Here is a 3,079-nt window from a genome sequence, read left to right on the forward strand (position 1 = left end):
TTATGGGGGCAGAACGCCTCAAGAAACCGAGAACCACAAAAAAGGACGAACCAGGTCGCAAGAGGCGACCTGGTTCGTCAACAAGCTGAGACGCTGGAAGCGTCTTTAGAAAAGTTGTTTAAGCGAATACCAAACCCATTCGAACATTTGGTCAATTTGTTCAAGCTCACCTGTTACTTGACCGGCACTCGCTAAATATGCACGACCGTTGACAGCTGTCGCATTCCCTTTTACGGTACCTTCAATCCGCAAGTCGCCGCCTTGGACCGTGATATCTCTTTCGACCGTGACACCAATCGGTACAATGACTTCATTCTCCGACACAATCACACCCGGTACTTTCGTATAAGTCATCGTTTCTGAAGCGCTACTCCATAGCCCGAGTGTCGCACTAGACATCAAACTAAAGAATAAGAGTGCCGCAACCAAACCGGGGTGCCGCTGTAACCAAATCATTTGTTTCGATTGCGGTTTTCGTTCTTTTTGAACTGGTTTTGATAACGGTACGACTGAGTCAGATGCTGTTTGTACATGTGTTTCAGGTAAAGCGGCCATCACTCGGGCCGTAAAATCTGCTGATAACTTTGGACGAGGCAATGCTTTCAGTTCTGCGTCGATTCGTTCATATTGTAGATACGACTCATACAGTTCATCGTCTTCTAACAACTGACGCAATTCGTCAGATTCTTCGGGCAAAACGCCATCTTCCAAATATTGTTGTACTTTTTCTTCAGGAGTCAATTGAACCCCTCCCTATTTTGAAAGATTGTCTTTAACATTTCTCTTCCCCGGAAGATCCTTGTTTTAACTGTTGCGACCGGCATGTCGATCATGACGCTAATTTCTTTTAGCGACAAATCATCCACGTATTTGAGTAGTAAAGGGATGCGGTATTTGTCTGGAAGTTGTTTGATGGCCTCATGCATCTCACTTCGAATTTCGCGATGAACGACTTGGGCATCGGGTTGGGGGGCTTCATCAGCCAAATGGTCTTGATAGGTCAAGCCATCCGTACCAGCAATTTCAGCATCCATTGAGTATTCCGGTTTTCGCTTTCTCAATCGGTCGATGGCAACGTTCGTTGTGATTCGATAGAGCCATGTTTTGAACTTATATTGCGCGTCATACGTATCGATTCGTGTGTACGCACGAATGAACGCTTCTTGGGCAGCGTCTTCTGCTTCGCCGCGATCATACAAAATTTTATAGGCGATTGCAAAGACGCCATCCTTATATAGTTCTACCAGTTCGGCAAACGAATCGTGATTCCCCGCCCTCAATTCATCAACCAAACGGGTGGTCAGCCGTTCCATCAATCCACTTCCCCTCTCCGCAACACATGCGGTCATTTCTTTATACGTACCACCTTTGATTTAGTTTCAAAAAAAAAACAAAAAAGTTTCCATCCCCATTGTAGCAAACGGTTTTGGAAACTGTAAGGAAATTAAACTGTCTTGCCTTCCAATAACAGGTTCTCTTTTGATTTAATAATCGTTTCGCATAGACGATAAGCCAAATGAGCTGTCATCTCATCCTTGTCCAATACTGGGTTCAATTCCACAATCTCGACGGCAATCACGTCTTCCGCCTGCATCGCTTCGCTTAAAATCGCTTTGGCTTCGACTTCTGTCAAACCACCCTCAACCGGTGTGCCTGTGCCTGGCACGAGCGATGCATCCAGACTGTCCAAGTCAAAACTGATATAAAACCGGTCGACTCGTTCACGAAGATAACGTAACGCCTCGTGCATGATCACATCAACTCCACGCGTACGAATCTCTTCAACGGTAATGACCTTGATTCCAAGTCGATTGATTTCGTTCATTTCTCCTTCATCGATATCGCGCAGGGCAATATACACTAGATGCTCCGGGGAAAGTTTTGGCTCACGTCCGCCTACCTCGGTCAGACGTATATCTCCCATACCCATAGCTGCCGCAAGTGGCATACCATGAATGTTCCCTGAAGGTGACGTTTCGCCCGTATTCAAGTCAGCGTGGGCATCCACCCATATCACACCGTATGAACCGGTCTGAGCTAATCCAGCAAGGGTGCCGATTGCCATACTATGATCGCCCCCAACGATCAAAGGAAATCGATTTGCTGAAATTTCATGGTGTACGACGTCCGCTAGTTGCGTGACGGTATGCAGGACACCATCGACACGCTTTAAATGTTCTTCATTCTCCCGAATTTCAGATTCTGGCAACACACGAATCGTCTGTTTGACCGTTCCTGAGGGAAGGAGTTTATCCATTCCTAACTCGTTTAATTTTGTTGGGCCTTGATCGACCCCTAATTTCCCCTGACCGTAACGCAGTGGAACATGAATGTATGACCATTGCATTGCCATTCCCCCTTTATACGCTTAATAGCTAAATTGTAAACGCTATCATTCGTTTGGTTCAACTCGGCAAAATAATGAATAAACATACAAAAGGCAGCCTGAATGGTGGCAGGCTGCCTTTCTCTGTACTCTCAATTGAATGGTTCATGGTTTTAGGCAAAAAAAAACTTAAGTCATCATAACTTAAGAAAAAAACATATGGTGGAGCCTAGCGGGATCGAACCGCTGACCTCCTGCGTGCAAGGCAGGCGCTCTCCCAGCTGAGCTAAGGCCCCTAAAAAATAGGAATATGGAGCGGAAGACGGGATTCGAACCCGCGACCCCGACCTTGGCAAGGTCGTATTCTACCACTGAACTACTTCCGCAAAATGGTGAGCCATGCAGGGCTCGAACCTGCGACCCTCTGATTAAAAGTCAGATGCTCTACCAACTGAGCTAATGGCTCAAACCTGGTGGGGGGGGGCGGATTCGAACCGCCGAACCCGAGGGAGCGGATTTACAGTCCGCCGCGTTTAGCCACTTCGCTACCCCCCCAAGGAGTGCCGGCGAAAGGATTCGAACCCTCGACCCTCTGATTACAAGTCAGATGCTCTACCAACTGAGCTACACCGGCATATATATAGGTTTGATTAAATAAATAAAGATGGTGGAGGATGACGGGATCGAACCGCCGACCCCCTGCTTGTAAGGCAGGTGCTCTCCCAGCTGAGCTAATCCTCCATATTGGTGACC

Annotated in this window: 3 protein-coding genes and 6 tRNA genes; all 9 read right to left on the reverse strand. The window is 47.2% G+C overall.

Annotation, left to right across the window (positions count from 1 at the left end; genetic code table 11):
• Positions 1 to 105 precede the first annotated feature (105 nt).
• Positions 106 to 741, reverse strand: coding sequence for a hypothetical protein (locus tag KNP00_RS13975; protein ID WP_215146294.1), 636 nt, complete (start codon positions 739 to 741; stop codon positions 106 to 108).
• Positions 738 to 1,313, reverse strand: a complete 576-nt coding sequence (sigW, locus tag KNP00_RS13980) for an RNA polymerase sigma factor SigW (protein ID WP_012727640.1) — start codon at positions 1,311 to 1,313, stop codon at positions 738 to 740. Before sigW ends, KNP00_RS13975 begins: the two co-directional genes overlap by 4 nt.
• Before the next feature lie 131 nt (positions 1,314 to 1,444).
• Positions 1,445 to 2,347 carry an arginase gene (gene rocF / locus KNP00_RS13985; RefSeq protein WP_215146295.1) on the reverse strand — a complete coding sequence of 301 codons (903 nt, stop codon included), beginning with the start codon at positions 2,345 to 2,347 and terminating at the stop codon, positions 1,445 to 1,447.
• A 199-nt stretch (positions 2,348 to 2,546) separates the two neighbouring features.
• Positions 2,547 to 2,622, reverse strand: a tRNA-Ala gene (locus tag KNP00_RS13990).
• Between the two features lie 15 nt (positions 2,623 to 2,637).
• Positions 2,638 to 2,712 (reverse strand) — tRNA-Gly (locus tag KNP00_RS13995).
• Between the two features lie 4 nt (positions 2,713 to 2,716).
• Positions 2,717 to 2,792, reverse strand: a tRNA-Lys gene (locus tag KNP00_RS14000).
• A 5-nt stretch (positions 2,793 to 2,797) separates the two neighbouring features.
• Positions 2,798 to 2,881 (reverse strand) — tRNA-Tyr (locus KNP00_RS14005).
• A 6-nt stretch (positions 2,882 to 2,887) separates the two neighbouring features.
• Positions 2,888 to 2,960 (reverse strand) — tRNA-Thr (locus tag KNP00_RS14010).
• Positions 2,961 to 2,991: 31 nt separating this feature from the next.
• Positions 2,992 to 3,067: transfer RNA gene (locus KNP00_RS14015), tRNA-Val, on the reverse strand.
• Positions 3,068 to 3,079 lie beyond the last annotated feature (12 nt).

This window comes from Exiguobacterium qingdaonense (assembly GCF_018617855.1).
Lineage (GTDB): Bacteria > Bacillota > Bacilli > Exiguobacteriales > Exiguobacteriaceae > Exiguobacterium > Exiguobacterium qingdaonense.